The sequence below is a fragment of the Thioclava arctica genome (assembly GCF_040892615.1).
Classification (GTDB): domain Bacteria; phylum Pseudomonadota; class Alphaproteobacteria; order Rhodobacterales; family Rhodobacteraceae; genus Thioclava; species Thioclava arctica.
In genome coordinates, this window is record NZ_JBFRYC010000051.1 from 1 (window position 1) to 652 (window position 652).

Here is a 652-nt window from a genome sequence, read left to right on the forward strand (position 1 = left end):
AAGTTCCACAACGAAGAAGACGGCGCAGTGACCGTTGACTGGGTTGTTCTGACCGCAGCTGTTGTCGGACTGGGCGCCGCAGCGATGACGCTGGTGAGCAAAAAGACCGGCGTTCTGACTTCGAGCATCGGCGACTATCTCGGCTCGGCTTCGATCTCGACCGACTTCGCGAAATAATCAGCGCTTCCAGGGCGACGCCTTGCAGCGCAACAAAGCCGCTCCTTCGGGAGCGGCTTTTTCCTGTCCCAGCACAGCCAAAGCACAGAATTGCGCAGGAAATACCTTGAAAGAGATCGCGTTACGCCCAATTCCGGCCGTTTTTGAGCGTCAGAATATAGACATACCGCGACGCAAGGCTGAGGCCGAAAAGACGCGGGCCTTGCAACCAAACCCTGGAGAAGACCCATGATGAAATTTTTCAAACTCAAAAAGTTCCACAACGAAGAAGACGGCGCAGTGACCGTTGACTGGGTTGTTCTGACCGCAGCTGTTGTCGGCCTGGGCGCCGCAGCGATGACGCTGGTAAGCAAAAAGACCGGCGTTCTGACTTCGAGCATCGGCGACTATCTCGGCTCGGCTTCGATCTCGACCGACTTCGCGAAATAATCAGCGCTTCCAGGGCGACGCCTTGCAGCGCAACAAAGCCGCTCCT

Annotated in this window: 1 protein-coding gene; it reads left to right on the top strand. The window is 56.6% G+C overall.

The window, feature by feature from the left end; genetic code table 11:
* Positions 1–405: 405 nt before the first annotated feature.
* Positions 406–606: a hypothetical protein gene (locus tag AB4874_RS19880; protein ID WP_295531861.1), complete on the top strand. Its 201-nt coding sequence runs from the start codon at positions 406–408 to the stop codon at positions 604–606.
* The last annotated feature ends 46 nt before the right edge of the window (positions 607–652 follow it).